Here is an 18,906-nt window from a genome sequence, read left to right as displayed (position 1 = left end):
ATAGCGGCATTTTATAGTGATAATTAACCAGCGAGACAATATAAGAATCATGATTTTATTAGTGATAAATGTGTTGGTACTAAAGAGAAGATTGTTGCTGGCAATGCAATGGCTTATTTGGATAGTGGCGATTTCTGGATGCTCTGTTTTTATGGCGGCTAAACAACCGGGAAAAAAAACATTGATCTATTAAAGGAGGGCATGACAAGAACCCAATTGATCTCGGAGTTTGGTGCGCCGGTGATCAGTGAATATAAAGACGGCAAGCAGATTGAAATTTTTAAGTTTGTACAGGGGTATAGTACCGGCACTAAAGCGAGTAGAGCGTTTCCGCATGGTGCTGCCAATGTTGCAACGCTGGACCTTTGGGAGCTTGTTGGTACGCCAATCGAAATCACCTTTAGACGATATGACATTTCATGTTCAGTACGACGAAAATGACATTGTGGATGAAGTACTCATTATCAAAAAATAAAAAATCAGACTGTAAAGCGTGTATTTGGGAAATCAGAAAATAACCTCCGGCATCAGCCGGAGGTGAAGGGAGGGAACCACGAAATAAATCAAGCAAGACGCTTATAGCAGCATACTGAGCAACTCAGCAATCAAACTCAATCTACAATCCATATTAGATTTCTCTGCCTGCAAAATCAATGTGACAAATTGTCGCATCTCTCTAAAATTCAAACAAAAGCATGATTCAGGCTGGTCTTTCGAGAGCTGCGATTGCCAGGTGCGACAATTTGTCGCATTGAAATTGATGGCTGGAGATTGGATAATCAGGTAAGCAGATAGAGTAAAGGCGAATGTATTTAGTATGCAGTGGATATGATATTGAACCTGCGGTTTCAAAACTCTAGAAGCTTAAGATGAGACTTGCACCCAGTTGCAACAATCAGGAAATAATAGAATATCAGAGTTATCTGAATTAACTAAAAGGGAAGTGAAATGACAAATCATAACAAAATTAAATTTATATCAGGTTCAGTAATTGCTGCTGTAATAGCTACGATTGGACATAACGCGTTAGCACATACACGCTTGGAAGTGCCCGAAGTCTCTGAAGGTGTCCGCATAACCAATAATGTAGTAATCGGTCATGGTTGTGGGGAAATCAATGTCATGGGTACCAGCGTGGTGTTTCCTGATGGCGTGGATTCAACCATCACGGTTGATGGTCAGCCGCACACCGGTGAACTGACTGAGTTTGTACAAAATTGGGGAAATCTAAATACAAAGATATATAGCAAGGCAGTTTTTACCTTTCAAGATGAGAAATTGGATGCCAATGGAAACGCCTCCGGTTTCTGGGCCGGCGGTGGCGACTCTTTGCCGCATCATATGGCTGGTTTTATTCCTTTTAGAACCAGTGCAGCGCTTATCGAGCCAGCCTCTTGCGCATCGAGTGTGAAATTCTATATATCGATTGCGGATATTTGCGAAATTACACCCGCTTCCGGTTTTAATGAAAATACAGTAAATTTATGGACACCAAACAATCTCGGTACCGCTTACGATCGTGTTAGCACTACTGATGATGGTCCTGCATCACTGACTATTATGCGTAATGAAGAAACCAATCCTTTGCCGGAATCTTGTGGAGGAACAGGTCAGGTTGTTGAAGTAAAGCCTTCAGCAGCACAAATTAACCGCGATATGCCGATTATTTTTAATGGCAATCAGGTTTGGCCGCAATAATTCAAGCTTCATTTACGCTTGAAAAGAAAAATGATCGCAGGCGCATAAAGAGCGCCCGTGATCGGCTCATCAAATGTACTAGAAGATATGATGTATTTGGGTGATATAAGCTTTTAATGAGGTAAGACCATGCCACAACTATTTTCACAAAAAACAGCAACAACTATTTTTACTTTGGCTGTACTTTGCTTGGCTTCTGTGAGTCATGCGCATGATGCCGGGGCTACTATGGACCCTGAGGGTAATATCGCAAGTTTTACTGGGTATGCGCAAGTTACCTGCTTTAATGATGGAAATGGACCTGCCCATCGTTTGGTTGCCAGTGTTCAAGATACTTCGCAGTCACAAGCAAATTTATTAGTGAATTTACAGATTATTAAAGGGGCCAATGCAATCAGTACGACTGATCCCGTTTCTGGCGATGGAGCCTTTAGTCCCGAAGTCAGTGTGGCTGGCGGAGAGGGTGTATATCTTTTGCTTGTGAATAAAACGGGTCCGGGCCCACGTTCGTTTATTGTGTCATATCATTGTATGACAGTCGATAATGCTCATACAGGCACGGATATTAGGGTTAATCAATTTCAGTAATGACTATTACTTGTTTGTGTCATAGTGTTATTGGCTCATCAAGGTGTTTGCTATGAAAAAAATTAAATTCTTTTATTTTGCTATTGCGTTGTTAATCATGTTTGCAAATCCGTCTTTTGCGGAGCATTTGGATCAAGCATCAGCTTCGTGTCGTTTGACTACGTTGGATGGAGATCCGACTTATGATTTGCAAGAATTAAAAGGCAAAGTGGTATACATGGATTTTTGGGCCTCATGGTGTCCGCCGTGTATAAAATCTTTCCCTTTTTTGAATCAGTTGGACCAGGACTTGAAGGATAAAGGTTTGCATGTGGTTGGTATTAACCTGGATGAGAAAGTGGCCGATGCGCAAGAATTTCTTGCGAAAAATCCAGTGGACTTTTCGATCGTGGCTGATCCCAGTAAACAATGTGCCAAAGAATTTGAGTTAATGGCGATGCCAACGTCCTATTTGATTGATCGCAGTGGTAACGTTCGTCACATTCATCAGGGATTTCGTTCAGGTGAATCAGAAGAATTGCGTGCTTTGATTACGCAACTATTGCAGGAGTAACACTAAGTGTCGAGATTTGCAGTATTTACGACTCTGATGATTAAACGAAATAATCACGTTATAATTGTGAGCTATTTTATACTGGCAGTGTTGTGTATTGTTTTGACGGGTTGCGTGAGCGTGGCGCCCTGGGAACGCGGTAATCTGGCAAAAACACAAATGGAAGTCGATCCTTATCCTCTGCAAAGCGAGATCCAGTCCCACAACTATAGCAGCCGGGAGGCGGCGCCCAGTCATAAATCTTCTTCTGGTGGTGGGGGGTGTGGCTGTTATTAAAGCCAGATCCTTCCCGGAATGGCTATTGAGGTAAACACAATTTGCACCGAAACAGTAAGCCTCAACGTCAACGTGGGATTCGGCCATGCTCCAACACGAAATTAGCACCTTCAGAAAAATCAAGGAATGCACTCCAAGCACTGACTTCCGCAGCCTTGGTTTTGCCCGGTTTATTAATGACGCCGGGGTCTGCCGCAGGACAAGATCGAGTCAATTTCCAATATAGCCGCTACCAGGAAGGTGAGCGCAATCTATTTGGTGCACCGAATAATTTAAAACCCATTTCAGCAGATGTTTTACACGGCAGCGGGGTTTTTTCGCTCAACGATCGTACCAAATTCACGTTTGGATACACCCAGGATACCTGGTCCGGTGCAACACCGGTCACTATTACACCGTTGGCTACCACTGGCGGTAATCGCGTGCGAACTGCGTTTGGAGAAGTGGTCGGCGCTTCTCCAATTCTCAACAGTAAAGTACTTTTAGACCAGGATTTAAATCCAATCGGGCGCGATCCCATTACAAAACAATTAAATGGCGGTGTTGATACCCGATCGGTATTAGTCATGTCATCTGCTTCACCGGAAACACGCCGCCAGGCAAATTTTGGTTTGAGTCATGAATGGAATGAAGCAGCGATCAATGTCGGGGGGGGATTTTCCCGGGAAAGAGATTATCAATCGAGCTTTGGCTCTATCGGTGGCCGGCTGGATTTCAATCAGAAACTGACCAGCGTTAAATGGGGTGGGGGTTATACGTCCAGTAAAATTGGCGCGATTCTTGATCATGATTCATCGCCCTATATCACCAAAACGGCGTATGAACAGCAGATTGTAAGACGAGGTGGCTCGGAGATATTGCGAGGGGAACGGCAAGATTGGGTCTCGAATATTGGATTAACGCAGGTTTTGAACAAAAATGCATTGATCGACGCCAATATCGGTTATACGCATAGTTCTGGTTTCCTGGAAAATCCTTATAAGGCAACCTCGGTCATTTTCATTGATCCGGATAAATTAAATAATAGTTTAATTGAGGGGGATGTACGCGCATTGCTCGAACAGCGCCCGAATATTCGCAATCAAGTCGCTTTAAATGCCAAATACATTCAATATATTAATTCGTTCAATGCGGCGATGCATTTGGGTTACCGGTTATCGGTCGACGATTGGGGTGTGAATACGCATACGTTCGATGCGAGCTGGGTGCAACCGATTGGCAGTGGGTGGACCTTGACACCCCGAATTCGCTATTACTCGCAGGATTCTGCCAGTTTCTATCGCCCCTATTTGTTTTCTCAACAGGCGTTCAGCAAGCAGGAAATCGATAGTTTGGGACGGAAGGTCTGGATTGATACTAATAATCCAACGAAACAGTATTTCGGCGACTCATTATTTGATTTGGTGGATCAGAATGGCAATTCAGTGGATGGGTTTGCAGTAGGCGCTCGGGAGAAAACAATATCTTATGACGCTGGAAAATTGCCTGATAATTTCTCTAGTGATCATCGCCTAGCCGGATTTGGCGCACTCAGCGGTGGTGTGGTATTGAGTAAAATGCTCGGCAAAGGCGTCGCGCTGGAAGCCGGTTTTGAATACTATACCCGTGCTAGCTCGATGCAGATCGGCAGTGGCGGGAATAACAGTTTTGCTGATTTCGATTACTATGTGGCGAATGCGGCGATAAAGTTTGATATTGATTCGACGACTTCCCTGCCGATGGGGGGGGCTGGCGGTTCTTCCACATCGCACGCGCATGCTTCGCAGCATCATCATGCCTTGCCTCCCGCAGGGGTCATGTTTGGCCACATGCTCGACAAACCGGGGGATTTCATGGCTGGATATCGATTTATGTATCAGTGGACCGGTGGTTCTATGATGCATGGTACGCATAAGGTGAGTGATCAAATGATAGTTGATCAGGGTTGCAGCAGCGAACCTTGCCGGTTTACGCCGACATTCATGGATATGCGCATGCACATGGTTGATCTCATGTATGCTCCGACTCGTTGGCTCAATGTCATGTTGATGCCGACATTCATGGATATGGATATGGATTTGCGCAGATTGAGCGGAGCTCCACCCCCTACACCAGGCGTGCATGAACATACGGGGGTGTCCGGACATGAAACCGGTGCCGTTGGCGATACTTATTTTTCTTCGCTAATCAAATTGCTGGATATTCCAGGCCACCGTGTGCACGCGAATCTTGGTTTCAGTGCGCCGACTGGAAAGGTGGATATCAAACTGCGCCGCATTGCTCAGATTGACGGCGGATTGATCCACTTTGGCATGCAGCTGGGTAGCGGCACCTGGGATTTTACCCCGAGTCTGACTTATGCGGGTGAACATAGTCGTTGGTCGTGGGGTACGCAATTGAGCGGTATCAAGCGTTTAGAAGCACAGAATAAATCAGGCTATCGCTTGGGAGACCAGTTTCAGGCGACAACCTGGGGCGGCTACGATTTGACACAATGGCTGACTGCCACAGTACGTGGTGCATACACATGGCAAGATGCGATACATCGGGATTTTAATCAATTCAACGCGCGCATCGGCCCGATGGATTTTCCATCCAATTATGGCGGGCAATTTTTTGATATGGGGTTCGGTGTCAATGCGCAGATTCCTCGCGGGCGTTTTGCCGGACACCGACTCGGAGTCGAATGGTTGCAACCGGTCAGGAACGATTTAAACGGATATCAGCTTAATCGGCAGGGCATGCTGTCGGCGACCTGGAGTTATCAGTTTTAAACGAGTTGAGTCATTCAAATAATAATTCATTGGCGTGTGATTTGTGATGGCGCAATTGAAGTACTATCACTATGATTTTAGCGCAATGGGATCGCCTTGCTCGATTCAGCTTTATGCCAGTCATGAAGAAAAGAGTAAGCGCGTTGCCAAATTGATCATGGACGATGTACATCGTCTGGAAACAAAATATTCTCGTTATCGAACAGACAGTTTTTTATCCGATATAAACCGCGTCGCAGCACAGGGTGGTCACATTCGCGTGGATGATGAAACTGCCGGATTGCTCGATTATGCTGACACATGTTATCAGCAAAGCGATGGCTTGTTTGATATCACCTCCGGAATTCTGCGTCGCGCCTGGAATTTTAAATCGGGAAATATACCTGATGCAAAAATTATTCAATCCCTTCTGAATAAAATCGGTTGGCAAAAAATTGACTGGCAGCGTCCAGTTCTGCGATTCACTGCTGTGGGCATGGAAATTGATTTTGGCGGTGTGGTCAAGGAATACGCTGTCGATCGCGCTGCTGCGCTATGCTGGGATGCCGATATTCATCATGGACTGATCAATCTGGGGGGCGATATCAGAGTTATCGGTCCGCACCAAGATGGCAGCCCTTGGCGTGTAGCTATCCGCCATCCACGTAATCCGGAAGGTGTATTGCAAACACTGTTATTGCACTCTGGAGCATTGGCCAGTAGCGGGGATTATGAGCGGTGCATTACGCTGAACGGTACTCGGTATGGTCACGTGCTTAACCCAAAAACCGGTTGGCCGGTGCATTTTATGGCGGCGGTCAGCGTGCTGGGTGAATTCTGTGTGGTTGCCGGCAGTGCGTCGACCATTGGCATGCTGAAAGGAGAGGATGGAGCCGAATGGCTCAATACTTTAGGCTTGCCACACCTGTGGGTAAATGTGAATGGGGAATCCGGGGGGTCGTTGATGGCGTAAGCAGAAAAATATGATTTGGCTCTACCTATTTTCTAAAAAATGATTAAACTGCTAGGATTTGATCAAATTTATCAATGAGTCATTTTATGAAAACAAGGTATTTTAATTTAGCCAAATTGATCAGTGTTGCTGCGCTGGTTTTTTCTGTATCTACAGTCACAGCGCAACCGGAAGAATGCGCCAATCTGACAGCACCCGTTACGGTTATTGAATCCAATGGGTTAGTGTGTTTACAAAAAATCATCGTGACCGATTCATTGGGCGATCAATTATATAAAGCATCGTTACAGTGGTTGGGTGCAGATAATCCGAACCGATTTTTATTGTTGAGCGCAGAATTGGATGATGCTTTCGATATGCATAGCCCAAAATTCTCTTTTCTCAATGGCGTGTTGACCTTACCTAAAGTTGATGTTCCGATGCTTTATGGAACCGAGCGCTATACGGTTAATTTAACCTGGGTGACCGATGCGGATGATGCGACAGTGGATGCCGTGTCAGTGTTTGAACTGAATTCGGTCGCGCTGTACAACAATCCCGATTATGTGCCCAATGTCACTTGGAAACCCTATGGCATGTTGTTTCCTGAAGAACGGCGTGCGGTTGACTTGCTGATACGATCTATTCCCTATGCGCAACTTGCGAATGCAATCTATGATTTTGATAACGTTGAGGTAGGTTCCTGGGAATTGATTAGGTCCACTGGAACAAACTCAGGAATGGATGCAGGTGTTTATAGAAACCGCGAAACCGAAGAATTAGCCCTGGTATATCGCGGTACTGAAACTTGCGATTTCCCTTGTTCATTTAAGGAGCTGGAAGATACTGCACGGGATACCATAGCGGATGCAGCCATCGGCACGGGTACGGTCAGCGACCAATTTAAAGATGCCTTTAGATTTGCTCAGGATGTACTCATTCAACATCCCGATGAGAAAATTACAGTGGCAGGGCATTCTTTAGGGGGTGGACTAGCACAAGCGATTGGTGCTGTTCTGGGATTGGAAACATTTGCATTTAATTCTTCGCCCGTTCCAGATCATTTTTTTGATACATATACTATTTCGCTTACCAACGAGCAGCTGCGAGAATTAATTTATGTGATTTCCGATATTCATGACCCGGTTTCTAATACCGATAAAACTGGAAAGATATATTTAGATTCTCATCATGTAACCCCACTGATTCAATTTAATTTTGATTTGCTGGAAATTTTACCTGATCGTAATGTCGATTTGGAAGATTTGAGGTTTGGCCGGCATAGCATTGCCAGACTCATTGATAATGCGACTAATCTTATGGCTATATATCAGGACGGGTGGTAATCGGGTATTACGTTCAAGCGTTAAAATTACATCGTTCAGTAACGGATTGTTTTTCTGTAAATATGATAGCAACCTAATGATTTTAATAAGAATTTAATAGAATAATTAATTATGAATTAGTTGGATAGTTGCAATTTATTTCTTGGCTTCATGTCTGATAGGGATATCGTGAATCAATAAGAGAATGCATCATGACCACTATTCGCTCCCCCGCAGTCGCCAGTTTGTTTTACCCTGCAGATGCACAGCAGTTAAGGCTGAATGTGAAATCTTTACTTGCGAAAGCGGACGGACATGATTTCAAGCCAAAAGCATTAATCGTTCCGCACGCCGGATATCAGTATTCAGGTGCTATCGCGGCAACGGCTTATGCTACTTTACGTGCGGTCGCCGCAAATATTCAGCGTGTTGTATTGTTAGGACCCGTGCATCGAGTCGCTATATATGGCCTGGCTTTGCCAGGTGTGGATGTTTTTACTACACCGCTGGGCAGCGTAGAAGTGGATACGCATTGGGTCAATTTAATCAATCATTTGCCGCAAGTGAGTGTCAGCAAAGCTGCGCATGTACTGGAACATTCCCTTGAAGTACAACTCCCGTTCTTACAAAGTATACTCGATGAGTTTACCTTACTGCCATTGGCGGTGGGTATGGCTTCAGCCGTAGAAGTTGCCGAAGTATTAGATTATCTGTGGGGTGGTGAAGAAACGTTGATCGTGATCAGCTCTGACTTGTCACATTACTTACCTTACGCAACTGCACAGCATATCGACTATCAAACGGTGCAATCAATATTGCAATTACAGCAACCGATTGCACCAGATCATGCCTGTGGAAGCGTAGCGATCAATGGTTTTATTATTTCTGCACAGAAACACCAATTGATGCCGCATTTGTTGGATTTGAGGAATTCCGGAGACACTGCGGGAGCGCGTGATCAGGTCGTCGGTTACGCAGCTATTGCATTTGACCAAGGGAGGTATGCTCATGTCGCTTGATAACAATCAGCAAGGGAAGATTTTGCTACAAATTGCACGTGCAGCTATTACTCGCGCTTTGCATGTTCCCTGCACAGCGGTGGCAGTGGAGGAAAATATGTCTTGGCTTCGCAAGCCGGGAGCAACATTTGTCACTTTAACCCAATGTAGTGAATTACGAGGCTGTATCGGTTCTCTGCAAGCGTGTGATCCATTGCTTGAAGATGTCAGCAATAATGCCATCCTGGCTGCATTGTACGATCCTCGTTTTTTGCCGCTGGTGGAGGATGAACTCGATACGATAGCGGTCGAAGTTTCGTTGCTATCACAATTGCAACCACTGGATTTTACCAGTGAAACCGATGCACTGGCACAATTGCGTCCGAATATTGACGGTATCGTGTTCAATTGTGGGTCTCATCGTAGTACGTTTTTGCCCCAGGTATGGGAGAGCTTGCCTCAACCCCAACAATTTCTCGCCAAGTTAAAATTGAAAGCTCGATTATCTGAGGATTTTTGGTCTGAAGAGATCCAGTTATCTCGATATACCGTTAGCAAATGGCGGGAAATAGAGGGTTCCAAGGAGTGCACACATGGATGAACCAATTAGTGCCACGCAACAACATCCAGCCAAATATTGGCATTTTCTTGACGATGGCCGGATTCAGTGCGATTTATGTCTGCGTGATTGCAAGCTGCATGATGGGCAACGTGGCGCGTGCTTTGTGCGCGGGCGTGCCGGTACTGCCATGGTGTTGACGACATATGGGCGCTCATCCGGTTTTTGTGTTGACCCCATTGAAAAAAAACCGTTAAATCAATTTTATCCGGGCAGCAGTATTTTATCCTTTGGTACGGCAGGTTGTAATCTCGCCTGCAAGTTTTGTCAGAACTGGGATATTTCCAAATCACGCAGCTTTGATAAATTGCTCGACCAGGCCAATCCGGAAGCTATTGCACGCTGCGCACAGCAATATGGTTGCAAAAGTGTTGCATTTACATACAACGATCCGGTGATTTTTGCCGAATATGCGATGGATGTAGCAGATGCCTGTCACGCTGTGGGTGTCAAAACAGTTGCAGTGACCGCGGGGTATATTCATGCGCAATCGCGCCGGGATTTCTTTGCAAAAATGGATGCTGCCAATGTTGATCTTAAGGCATTTACCGAAGAATTCTATGTCAGGCAAACCGGATCACATCTGCAACCGGTATTAGACACACTAAAATACCTGCGGCATGAAACCGATGTATGGCTTGAGTTGACGACCTTGTTGATTCCTGGTTTAAATGATTCAAATCAGGAAATCAGCGCGATGAGTGAGTGGATCTTTAAAGAACTGGGGGCCGATGTGCCGCTGCATTTTAGTGTGTTTCATCCGGATTACAAATTGGTCGACATACCGCAAACACCGACTGAAACCGTAGTCAGGGCACGCAATATTGCGCTGAATGCCGGCTTAAACTATGTGTATACCGGCAATGTGCATTATACCGAGGGCGATTCCACTTTTTGCCCATCCTGCGATAGTGAATTAATCGTGCGTGATTGGTATGAAATTAAGCAATATCATTTAACTGCGGACGGACGTTGCACAAGTTGCGGTGCTACAATTGCAGGTCATTATGGTCAATCTGTCGGTCAATTCGGTAGGCAGCGTATTCCGGTCAGAATTGGAGAAACAGTATGACTGCGTTAATTGCCAGTCGTTCCGAATGAATTTTCAGGCAAACAAGAACAGCGGTTGCACCACATTATTTGATGCATCACACGCTGGCAGTTCAATGCTACTAGCGTTAAGGTAACTATTGCTAATCGCCTGAAATTCTTTGTTTGACTTATTTAGGCAGATTCCTTAATCATCGATGCAGGTCGTTTCTGGAGATCTTTTGGGATTCCCTCGTATATTCCTAACGTAGCACATATCTTCTGGAATTCGCTACGGATAATAGCTGGCGATCTTTTTAAGTAAGCCGCAAGAATCCGGGTATCGGTTGTTTCCAGAATGAGACTTGCTTCCAGTAATTGATGCAGAGAAGGCGTCAACAGTTTATCGCTATCCAACGCCTCAATGAGACCCGCCGCATGCATTTTTGCACGCCTTAGCTGGGCTGCTTCATAAAATGGATAGTTATTTTTGCGTAGATTAACCTGATGATTAATATCAAGTTCAATTACAGTTGGGAGTTGTTTCATCTGGGTTACTCCTTGTATAAGGTGATAATATCCAGGATAGCAAAGATATATGACAGGAATATAACAAGATACAATCTTACTTTATGCAATTACAGTTTCAATCTATCTTAAATGCAATAAAATTACAATGTGACAAATTGTCGCTCCTCTCTCGGCGCGTTTGGCCGGAAACTTGAGGAGGCTTGTTAGAATCATGCCAAACAACCCAATTGTTTGATATCCCTAATTCACTAGGGGCGATGCCGAATTTCTTTTTTCTGCTCGTATTTGACTAGCTTGGCAAGATCAAGCATTGATTCGGACAACCATTGTAGGGCGTCATCCAGCGTTAGAATTCCAATCAATTCGCCGGCATCATCGACTACTGGCAGACGCCGGATAGTTTTGCGGCGCATTAATTCGATCGCTTCATGTGCTTCGGTGTTTTCTTTTATGGTAAATATATCCGGCGCCATAATATCGCCCACTGTAATTACTGTTTCGTCCAATTCTGTTGCCATAACTTCGACAATCAAATCACGATCCGTGACTATCCCTATTGGTACTGCGCGGCCATTGGGTTTGTCGATGACGATGACGGCACCCACATGAAACTGACGCATCAGTTTGGCAGCTTCTTGAACGGTTTCATCCTGTTGAATTACAACTACTTCGCGATTACAAATTTCACCGATAGTCATTTGATGCCCCTTTCTTGTTATCTGAATAAGACAGCTGTATGAATCAATTAATGCGACTCATTAACGTGTATAAAGTTCTCTACTTGGTTAAATGGATACTTGAGTTTTTCATTTTCCTCAAAATGATGAATCACATTTATAATTTCATTATGGTGTGTGTTTCGTGTATTCATGATCAATTTCCTTAGAAACAACGGATTTAATTTGGGCCTAATGCTGTCTATTCACTCTATTCGGAATAAGAGTTATTTAATCTCTTCCGGGTTTAATTCCTCGCTGCTTGCGGCGGGGTGCTTTATTAATAGACCACTACTTGGTATATCTTGATCGCTTTGATGATTTTGTCAAGCGCTTCAGTAGTCCCAATTTCCGCGATTGAATTTTGACGAAGTAAGAGGCAGAACGTTTTAGCCTGGATTTTGTGGGTACCGGTTAGCTCAGGGAGGACGAATGGCGAGAAAACGGTTCGACACGGCCAGCCGGACAGTGAAGTTCGTAAATTTCCGGAATTCCAGACGAGTGCCGCTGGGCGGAAGCGATTCTACCGGGGTGGTGAAGCAAGAGCAGGGAACAGGCTACGGAGCCAGCGCTTGCGCCAATTGGTAGTTTTCACAACGAGATATATTAGCGCTCCGGCGTGACGCACGACCTTGCCCGGCAGATGAAACAAGCGCCAGCGCACCGAGCTAGATCCGGGCGGGCAAGTATTTCGAGAATGCTACATTTCTCTCAAGTTTTTGCATGCAAGTTTTAGCGAAATCAGCAGGGGTTTGACTCTTAAGTTTTGCATGCCTTCGAATACGATTGTGAAACACCTCAATATATTCAAACGCTATTTTCTTGCTTCAGCTCTGGTTTTAAATTTATAGTGATGTAAACATTCATTTTTCAATGTGCCAAAGAAGCTTTCCATTGGCGCATTATCCCAGCAATCACCTTTACGACTCATCGAGGTTTTCATTTTAAAACTTATTTGTAGCGCCCTGTAGGCTTTTGAACAATATTGACTACCACGATCGGAATAATGTAGCAAACCAGCGCCTGGCTTTTTACGCCAACTTGACCAGGTCAACCACAAGGAGTTGTGGAAAGTTTATATGGAAAAGCGGATCGTATTGTATGTTTGTCATCTCCATCGGATTTCTATGCGGTTGGTTAGTATTATTTGAGTTTTCCGCAAGTGAGCGATGAAGAAGTGATCGCTTGTTTTATCAACTCAACTAAGTCAGAAATTAATTAACTGTAATCCGCCAAGATTGCATTTGCGTGAATTCTCCGAAGTGAACCATAATCGCGAATATTAATCGAATCGTTCATTCACTTTGGTTTTACTTACTCATGACGATTGACCTATGTATTTCGACAAAATCTATAGACTACAAACAGGCGTAAGTTTTAAAGTTTCAACGCTTGCTTTACAAGAATTGATTGCCAGCGCCATCAATGGACAAAAATTCTCTGAGCTGGAAAGCATACGCAGCACGACAGATCTGCATGATTACTTGTCGGTCATTATTTGCGATGGAGCTGAAGGCTTAATTATTAGACGACAGCGTTGGTTAGATCAGAAAATTAAATCTGCCTTAACTGCAGGGTATCCAGTCTCATTCCATAGTTTCTGCAATCTTTTCTGGCGTAATCTTGATGAAGATGATCCAGATGGAGATGAATGGCACCAATTAATGGCGAGCGATCAATTCTATTTGCAATTAACTATTCTGCTCAATAAGTTGCGCATAGTGGAACGGAGTCTGCTGCAGTGCAAGGAAATGATTCCAGATTTGTTTCTGGGGTCAACCTGAGAACTGATGGGGGTATTAATGATTAGAGTATTCAAGACCGCATTGCAAAATGTATTAGTTGTTAACGAAGATTATTGGTTTAAAGTATTTTTCCATCGATATTCTCAAGATGGACGTTCCTTGTGTCCATGATATGATGAATTCCATTGATCGCTCGGTATTCAGATCCGAACTAATAAATACAGTGACTCGATGACCCGGGCATCTCGGAAGAATTGGAGCTGAAGGTTTGTTTAGTTCTAGCATGGTTGTATACAGTATTGTACTCGAGTTTTTCTTCTGTTATCAGGCCACAAATAACTGACAAATTGCTCAGTTAACTAGTGCAGTAAAAAACACCATATTTTTAACTCATTATCATTTTTATCGTGTAGTCAAAATTCCTACATTGCGATAAGAAGATTACCTAGCTTCGTTTAAGCCTAACTTCCATTTACTTCCATTGCGTCATAATTGAAAATGTCACCTCACGAATGCGTGTTTTCGATTAAATATTATTTATTTAAGAGGTGATTAAATGCAAACAGATCAAATGTTGAATGAGATCCGAGATATCAACTTAAGCTATCTATTGCTTGCAAAGCAGATGTTGCATGATGATACGGTATCTGCCATGTATCGGCTGGGCATTAATCAGGATTTGGCGGATATCCTAGATAAGTTAACTTCTGCACAGCTAATTAAAATGGCCGCGTCAAATATGCTGCTTTGTCGTTTCCGTTTTGATGATCGTTTGATTGCCGAGATGTTATCCAGTGATAATCGTGAGCAATCTATCGCTAAGTCGCATGCAGCTATTTTGATGGCTGGTAAACCTGCCGAAGCTGTAGCGTAGAAGTAAATATAGAAAGAGGGCAATAGCATGCGCAATCGAAGCATTATCACCGAGGCTAAGCAAATTCAACTGGCGACTGAATTGATTCAATTAGGGGCTCGATTACAAGTATTGGAAATGAACACTGATCTGAGTCGTGAAAGATTAGTCAAGTTATATAAAGAAATTAGAGGGGTGTCGCCTCCCAAGGGCATGCTGCCTTATTCGGAAGATTGGTTTATAAGCTGGCAGCCAAATATGCATTCTTCACTGTTTATAAACATATACAATTATGTGACAGAAAATACAGGCGTTAAAGGTATTAATGCATTAATTAAAAGTTATAGGCTTTATGAAGAGCATGTTAAGGTCAATCAGCTAGAAAAAGTATTAAGCTTAACGCGTGCGTGGACTTTAGCGCGTTTTGTCGAAAGTGGCGTGTTGTGCATAGCGCCTTGTGTGAAATGCCACGGCAAGTATGTAGTACACACACTGGAAATTCACTCCAATCACGTCTGTGGATTGTGCAATGTACCCTCACGAGCTGGAAAAACTAAAAAAGCAGCAATGATGGCCGCGCTTCATTAATAAAAAATATAAATCTACTGGATCTGATGGTCTTATTTCAGCAGATTTTTCATTCGACTTAATGCCTGCTTTAGATTTTCCATTGAGGTGGCAAAAGATAGTCGCACATAACCTTCACATCCAAATGCGGAACCTGGAACCACAGCGACTCCGGCTTTCTCCAGAAGATATTCGCTATATACAATATCATTGGGTGCGCTTATCAGGTTTTTTTTAAATAACGCATCAACTGACTGGCCAGCATCTGCGAATGCATAGAATGCACCTTGCGAAGGCAAACACCGCATGCCATTGATTTGATTCAATTGTTCAGCCATAAAGATATTGCGTTCTTTGAACGCTGTCACCATTGGATTGATACACGATTGATCCCCATTGAGTGCCGCTTCTGCGGCTGCCTGTGAAATAGAGCTTGGATTCGATGTGCTTTGCGATTGAATATTTTCCATGGCTGAAATGATGTGTGCAGGCCCACCGCAATAACCGATTCGCCATCCTGTCATTGAATAAGCCTTGGAAACACCATTGAGAACGATGGTTTGAGGCAATAAATCAGGGCAGGCATTGGCGATATTCCAAAATCGTTCTCCAGTAAGCAGGATGTGTTCGTACATGTCATCGGTAGCAATGAGAATTTTGGGATGTTTGCGTAAAACTTCGCCTAGTGCTTTGAGTTCATCAAAAGTATAAACAGCTCCAGTCGGATTGCTGGGGCTGTTGATGACAAACATTTTTGTTTTGGGTGTAATGACCGCCTCCAGTTGCTGTGCGGATATCTTGAAACTCTGCTCGATGCCGGTATCGATGAACACAGGCTTACCTTCAGCAATAAGCACAATGTCAGGATAGGAAACCCAGTAGGGTGCCGGGATAATCACTTCATCACCCGGATTGATTACGGATAATACTAAGTTAAAGAAACTCTGCTTACCTCCACAGGAAACTAAGATTTGTTTGGAGTCAAAATCAAAATTATTTTCACGTTTAAACTTTGCCACAATGGCGTTTTTTAAACCAGGTGTTCCACCGACGGGGGTGTATTTTGTTAGGCCTTTGTTGATCGCAGCTATCGCAGCATCTTTGATATGTTGAGGAGTATCAAAGTCAGGTTCACCTGCGCCCAATCCTATAATATCTTTACCTTCAGATTTGAGCTTGGCGGCACGCGCAGTAACAGCAAGGGTGGGAGATGGTTTGATAGCTTGAACGCGACTAGAGAGTTCCACAAAAATCCTCGCACTAAAATAAATAGAACGACATGTTAGAATGGTATAAAAGCATAAATGTTTAGTCGGAATTATACCTGTGATCGTAACCTTCCCCAATAGTCCGTTCAAATTACATCAGACATTTGCGCCCGCAGGAGATCAACCTGCAGCTATTACGCAACTAATTGAGGGGATGAATGATGGACTTGCGTTTCAAACATTGCTGGGAGTTACCGGATCGGGGAAAACCTATACGATAGCTAACATGATTGCCCATTCAGGGCGTCCGGCAATTTTAATCGCGCCAAACAAAACGCTGGCAGCGCAACTGTATGCAGAGATGCGCGAATTTTTCCCAGAGAACGCCATCGAGTACTTTGTTTCTTATTACGATTACTATCAACCCGAAGCGTATGTTCCTGCGCGTGATTTGTTTATTGAGAAAGATTCCAGCATCAATGAGCATATCGAGCAGATGCGCCTATCTGCAACAAAATCCTTGCTGGAGCGCGATGACGTCATTATTGTGGCCACCGTGTCATGTATCTACGGTATCGGCGATCCGGTGGATTATCATGGCATGATTCTACATTTGCGCAACGGTGAGAAAATTTCTCAGCGTGACGTCATAAAGCGTTTGACCGAAATGCAATACGATCGTAATGAGTTGGAATTCAAACGTGGGGTATTTCGCGTCCGAGGGGATGTGGTGGATGTTTTTCCGGCGGAAAATTCGGAAGCTGCGATAAGGGTGTCACTATTCGATGATGAAGTGGATAGCCTGTCATTATTTGATCCGCTGACCGGCCGTATACTGCAAAAAATATCGCGCTTCACCGTCTACCCGTCCAGTCACTATGTTACACCGCGAAGTACCACATTGCGTGCAATGGAAACTATCAAAAATGAACTGCGCGAGCGACTGGAATATTATTATCAGGAGCATCGCCTAGTTGAAGCCCAGCGTCTCGAGCAGCGAACCCGATTTGATCTGGAAATGCTCAATGAATTAGGGTTCTGTAAAGGTATTGAAAATTACTCGCGCCATCTTTCCGGAAAAAAGCCCGGAGAACCGCCGCCGACCTTGCTCGATTACTTGCCATCCAATGCATTGATGATTATTGACGAAAGCCATGTCACGGTGCCGCAGATCGGAGGCATGTATAAAGGTGATCGATCGCGCAAGGAAAATCTGGTGAATTATGGTTTCCGCCTGCCATCCGCGTTGGATAATCGTCCGCTGCGTTTTGAAGAATTTGAAAAAAGGATGCCGCAGACTGTTTTTGTGTCGGCAACGCCTGCGAATTATGAACATCAACATAGCGGGCAGATTGTGGAGCAGGTGGTGCGGCCTACCGGGTTGGTCGATCCGATGATAGAGGTACGTCCAGTAGCGACCCAAGTCGATGATTTAATGTCTGAGGTCAGTTTGCGTACAGCCAAGAATGAACGTGTACTGGTTACCACGCTGACTAAACGCATGGCAGAAGATTTAACCGACTATTTTTCCGAACATCAAATCAAGGTGCGGTATCTGCATTCGGATATCGATACGGTAGAGCGAGTTGAAATTATCCGTGATTTACGACTGGGACAATTTGATGTGCTGATCGGAATTAATTTGTTGCGCGAAGGATTGGATATCCCGGAAGTTTCCCTGGTTGCGATACTGGATGCCGATAAGGAGGGTTTCTTGCGCTCGGAGAGGTCATTGATTCAAACCATCGGCCGCGCTGCTCGTCATATCAACGGCACCGCCATTCTCTACGCTGATACCATCACCAAATCCATGCGTGCTGCGATTGATGAGACGAATCGCCGACGCCAGAAGCAAATAGACCATAATTTGCAGCATCAAATTACTCCTCGATCGGTACACAAGAGGATTAAAGATCTTATCGATGGCGTTTATAACTATGAATCATCGCAGCAAAACCTCAAAGCTGCACAAGCACAGGCGCGCTATGATGTCATGAGTGAAACGCAATTAGCCAAAGAAATTCAGCGTGTTGAGAAGAAAATGCTCAGTGCTGCGAAGAATCTGGAATTCGAACAAGCAGCACTCTATCGAGATGAGCTGAAAAGCCTGAAGAATAAGCTATTAATCGGCTTTTCAGATGTGACTTAGACAGGTTATTTTTTAATTTCTGTAGAAGTAACAAAAACAATGGTGCTGAATGTGCGATTCAAAGTCTTGCTGGTAAAGTTGCTCATGGTCATACTTCCAGAGTAGCGAATATGATCGCCTTTATTAACCTTGGTTGTGGGTGCAGCAATCCAGAATTTATGACCGCTATTTTCCAGTTCCATATAAGTGTAACCGGCCGCGTCCATTGTGTTGATAACAATTCCTTCATTATCAGGCATTCTTTCTTTGGATTCTTGTGCATTTTGCGGTTCATGGTGCAGAGCCATGACATTGGCAGGATTGAATAACGAGCATCCGAGCAGGATGATGAGGGATAAAAATGAAATTTTCATGAGACTCCATAGTG

The 18,906-nt window shown here is 44.1% G+C and carries 19 protein-coding genes and 1 pseudogene; 15 read left to right on the top strand and 5 right to left on the bottom strand.

Features of this window, described 5'->3' with window-relative positions; genetic code table 11:
* Positions 1 to 201: 201 nt before the first annotated feature.
* The 11 genes from QZV86_RS01275 (at position 202) to amrS (ending at position 10,813) form a co-directional block, all read left to right on the top strand.
* On the top strand, positions 202 to 441 hold the full coding sequence (locus QZV86_RS01275; RefSeq protein WP_295623472.1) for a hypothetical protein: 240 nt from the start codon (positions 202 to 204) through the stop codon (positions 439 to 441).
* A 507-nt stretch (positions 442 to 948) separates the two neighbouring features.
* Positions 949 to 1,698, top strand: a complete 750-nt coding sequence (locus tag QZV86_RS01270) for a hypothetical protein (RefSeq protein WP_295623471.1) — start codon at positions 949 to 951, stop codon at positions 1,696 to 1,698.
* A 129-nt stretch (positions 1,699 to 1,827) separates the two neighbouring features.
* Positions 1,828 to 2,286 carry a hypothetical protein gene (locus tag QZV86_RS01265; protein WP_295623470.1) on the top strand — a complete coding sequence of 153 codons (459 nt, stop codon included), beginning with the start codon at positions 1,828 to 1,830 and terminating at the stop codon, positions 2,284 to 2,286.
* Positions 2,287 to 2,338: 52 nt separating this feature from the next.
* On the top strand, positions 2,339 to 2,839 hold the full coding sequence (locus QZV86_RS01260; protein WP_295623469.1) for a TlpA disulfide reductase family protein: 501 nt from the start codon (positions 2,339 to 2,341) through the stop codon (positions 2,837 to 2,839).
* Between the two features lie 6 nt (positions 2,840 to 2,845).
* Positions 2,846 to 3,115 (top strand): DUF4266 domain-containing protein, encoded by a 270-nt coding sequence (locus tag QZV86_RS01255; protein ID WP_295623468.1) that lies wholly within the window; start codon positions 2,846 to 2,848, stop codon positions 3,113 to 3,115.
* Between the two features lie 41 nt (positions 3,116 to 3,156).
* Positions 3,157 to 5,868 carry a DUF3570 domain-containing protein gene (locus QZV86_RS01250; protein ID WP_295623467.1) on the top strand — a complete coding sequence of 904 codons (2,712 nt, stop codon included), beginning with the start codon at positions 3,157 to 3,159 and terminating at the stop codon, positions 5,866 to 5,868.
* A 46-nt stretch (positions 5,869 to 5,914) separates the two neighbouring features.
* A complete protein-coding gene (locus QZV86_RS01245; protein WP_295623466.1) occupies positions 5,915 to 6,820 on the top strand; it encodes an FAD:protein FMN transferase in 906 nt (301 codons plus the stop codon).
* Positions 6,821 to 6,906: 86 nt separating this feature from the next.
* The gene (locus QZV86_RS01240; RefSeq protein WP_295623465.1) at positions 6,907 to 8,145 is read left to right on the top strand and encodes a lipase; all 1,239 of its coding nucleotides are present in this window, start codon (positions 6,907 to 6,909) and stop codon (positions 8,143 to 8,145) included.
* Positions 8,146 to 8,336: 191 nt separating this feature from the next.
* Positions 8,337 to 9,143 (top strand): AmmeMemoRadiSam system protein B, encoded by an 807-nt coding sequence (gene amrB, locus QZV86_RS01235; RefSeq protein ID WP_295623464.1) that lies wholly within the window; start codon positions 8,337 to 8,339, stop codon positions 9,141 to 9,143.
* Positions 9,133 to 9,723 carry an AmmeMemoRadiSam system protein A gene (gene amrA / locus QZV86_RS01230; protein ID WP_295623463.1) on the top strand — a complete coding sequence of 197 codons (591 nt, stop codon included), beginning with the start codon at positions 9,133 to 9,135 and terminating at the stop codon, positions 9,721 to 9,723. The genes amrB and amrA overlap by 11 nt, the downstream gene beginning before the upstream one ends.
* Entirely contained in the window at positions 9,716 to 10,813 is a 1,098-nt protein-coding gene (gene amrS, locus QZV86_RS01225; protein WP_295623462.1) for an AmmeMemoRadiSam system radical SAM enzyme, read from the top strand. The genes amrA and amrS overlap by 8 nt, the downstream gene beginning before the upstream one ends.
* 152 nt (positions 10,814 to 10,965) lie before the next feature.
* Here amrS and QZV86_RS01220 read toward each other — a convergent pair whose 3' ends face one another.
* The 3 genes and pseudogenes from QZV86_RS01220 to QZV86_RS01210 form a co-directional block, all read right to left on the bottom strand.
* On the bottom strand, positions 10,966 to 11,319 hold the full coding sequence (locus QZV86_RS01220; RefSeq protein ID WP_295623461.1) for a hypothetical protein: 354 nt from the start codon (positions 11,317 to 11,319) through the stop codon (positions 10,966 to 10,968).
* Between the two features lie 230 nt (positions 11,320 to 11,549).
* Positions 11,550 to 11,999 (bottom strand): CBS domain-containing protein, encoded by a 450-nt coding sequence (locus tag QZV86_RS01215; protein WP_295623460.1) that lies wholly within the window; start codon positions 11,997 to 11,999, stop codon positions 11,550 to 11,552.
* A 686-nt stretch (positions 12,000 to 12,685) separates the two neighbouring features.
* Positions 12,686 to 13,053 (bottom strand): annotated as a pseudogene (locus QZV86_RS01210) (IS3 family transposase); the annotation flags it as partial.
* A gap of 298 nt (positions 13,054 to 13,351) precedes the next feature.
* On the opposite strand from QZV86_RS01210, the gene QZV86_RS01205 reads away from it, so the two are divergent.
* The 3 genes from QZV86_RS01205 (at position 13,352) to flhC (ending at position 15,203) form a co-directional block, all read left to right on the top strand.
* On the top strand, positions 13,352 to 13,801 hold the full coding sequence (locus QZV86_RS01205) for a hypothetical protein (RefSeq protein ID WP_295623459.1): 450 nt from the start codon (positions 13,352 to 13,354) through the stop codon (positions 13,799 to 13,801).
* Between the two features lie 517 nt (positions 13,802 to 14,318).
* A complete protein-coding gene (gene flhD / locus QZV86_RS01200) occupies positions 14,319 to 14,636 on the top strand; it encodes a flagellar transcriptional regulator FlhD (RefSeq protein WP_295623458.1) in 318 nt (105 codons plus the stop codon).
* A 27-nt stretch (positions 14,637 to 14,663) separates the two neighbouring features.
* A complete protein-coding gene (flhC, locus tag QZV86_RS01195; protein WP_295623457.1) occupies positions 14,664 to 15,203 on the top strand; it encodes a flagellar transcriptional regulator FlhC in 540 nt (179 codons plus the stop codon).
* A 32-nt stretch (positions 15,204 to 15,235) separates the two neighbouring features.
* Here the strand turns inward: flhC and QZV86_RS01190 are convergent, their stop codons facing one another.
* Positions 15,236 to 16,429: a pyridoxal phosphate-dependent aminotransferase gene (locus tag QZV86_RS01190; RefSeq protein WP_295623456.1), complete on the bottom strand. Its 1,194-nt coding sequence runs from the start codon at positions 16,427 to 16,429 to the stop codon at positions 15,236 to 15,238.
* A 79-nt stretch (positions 16,430 to 16,508) separates the two neighbouring features.
* Between QZV86_RS01190 and uvrB the strand changes: the two genes are divergently transcribed.
* Positions 16,509 to 18,539 carry an excinuclease ABC subunit UvrB gene (gene uvrB, locus QZV86_RS01185; RefSeq protein ID WP_295623455.1) on the top strand — a complete coding sequence of 677 codons (2,031 nt, stop codon included), beginning with the start codon at positions 16,509 to 16,511 and terminating at the stop codon, positions 18,537 to 18,539.
* A 5-nt stretch (positions 18,540 to 18,544) separates the two neighbouring features.
* On the opposite strand, the gene QZV86_RS01180 is transcribed toward uvrB, so the two are convergent.
* Complete coding sequence (locus QZV86_RS01180; RefSeq protein ID WP_295623454.1) at positions 18,545 to 18,892, bottom strand: hypothetical protein; 348 nt, start codon at positions 18,890 to 18,892, stop codon at positions 18,545 to 18,547.
* Positions 18,893 to 18,906 lie beyond the last annotated feature (14 nt).

It is taken from the genome of uncultured Nitrosomonas sp. (genome assembly GCF_902826915.1).
Lineage (GTDB): Bacteria > Pseudomonadota > Gammaproteobacteria > Burkholderiales > Nitrosomonadaceae > Nitrosomonas.
This window is presented reverse-complemented; position numbering and strand designations above follow the sequence as displayed.

Excerpts from the sequence above, each read along its gene's own strand:
- QZV86_RS01260 (WP_295623469.1), top strand. The coding sequence starts at position 2,339 with ATGAAAAAAATTAAATTCTTTTATTTTGCTATTGCGTTGTTAATCATG.
- QZV86_RS01240 (WP_295623465.1), top strand. The coding sequence starts at position 6,907 with ATGAAAACAAGGTATTTTAATTTAGCCAAATTGATCAGTGTTGCTGCG.
- QZV86_RS01270 (WP_295623471.1), top strand. The coding sequence starts at position 949 with ATGACAAATCATAACAAAATTAAATTTATATCAGGTTCAGTAATTGCT.
- amrA (WP_295623463.1), top strand. The coding sequence starts at position 9,133 with ATGTCGCTTGATAACAATCAGCAAGGGAAGATTTTGCTACAAATTGCA.
- QZV86_RS01245 (WP_295623466.1), top strand. The coding sequence starts at position 5,915 with ATGGCGCAATTGAAGTACTATCACTATGATTTTAGCGCAATGGGATCG.
- QZV86_RS01220 (WP_295623461.1), bottom strand. The coding sequence starts at position 11,319 with ATGAAACAACTCCCAACTGTAATTGAACTTGATATTAATCATCAGGTT.
- QZV86_RS01265 (WP_295623470.1), top strand. The coding sequence starts at position 1,828 with ATGCCACAACTATTTTCACAAAAAACAGCAACAACTATTTTTACTTTG.
- QZV86_RS01275 (WP_295623472.1), top strand. The coding sequence starts at position 202 with ATGACAAGAACCCAATTGATCTCGGAGTTTGGTGCGCCGGTGATCAGT.
- flhD (WP_295623458.1), top strand. The coding sequence starts at position 14,319 with ATGCAAACAGATCAAATGTTGAATGAGATCCGAGATATCAACTTAAGC.
- QZV86_RS01180 (WP_295623454.1), bottom strand. The coding sequence starts at position 18,892 with ATGAAAATTTCATTTTTATCCCTCATCATCCTGCTCGGATGCTCGTTA.
- flhC (WP_295623457.1), top strand. The coding sequence starts at position 14,664 with ATGCGCAATCGAAGCATTATCACCGAGGCTAAGCAAATTCAACTGGCG.
- QZV86_RS01205 (WP_295623459.1), top strand. The coding sequence starts at position 13,352 with ATGTATTTCGACAAAATCTATAGACTACAAACAGGCGTAAGTTTTAAA.
- amrB (WP_295623464.1), top strand. The coding sequence starts at position 8,337 with ATGACCACTATTCGCTCCCCCGCAGTCGCCAGTTTGTTTTACCCTGCA.
- QZV86_RS01215 (WP_295623460.1), bottom strand. The coding sequence starts at position 11,999 with ATGACTATCGGTGAAATTTGTAATCGCGAAGTAGTTGTAATTCAACAG.
- amrS (WP_295623462.1), top strand. The coding sequence starts at position 9,716 with ATGGATGAACCAATTAGTGCCACGCAACAACATCCAGCCAAATATTGG.